We start from the raw sequence: 276 nt of genomic DNA, 5'->3' as shown, positions 1-276 counted from the left end.
ACCGTCTTCAATCGATTTGATTGGGTATTCGTTGCATAAACCTTCTAAGTAGTGAGTAAATTCTTGAGAAGTGAAAGATTTACCTTCACCTTTCATTTCGTATAAACCGTTTTCTTTGTTATAGAACTCAGAAGATGCGCAGTCCATCGCTAAAGTTACGTCTTTACCTAAAACATAACCCGCTTTTTCAACCGCTTCTTTGATACATGCTAACGCATCTGCGTTTGATGCTAAGTTAGGTGCTTTAGAGCGTGCAACATCTTCCATTACCGCCGC

The 276-nt window shown here is 39.9% G+C and carries 1 pseudogene; it reads right to left on the bottom strand.

The features are described from left to right. A pseudogene (locus FLQ44_RS05040) lies at window positions 1-276 on the bottom strand (hypothetical protein); the annotation flags it as partial.

This window comes from Vogesella mureinivorans (assembly GCF_007644035.1).
GTDB classification, from domain to species: Bacteria; Pseudomonadota; Gammaproteobacteria; order Burkholderiales; family Chromobacteriaceae; genus Vogesella; species Vogesella mureinivorans.
This window is presented reverse-complemented; position numbering and strand designations above follow the sequence as displayed.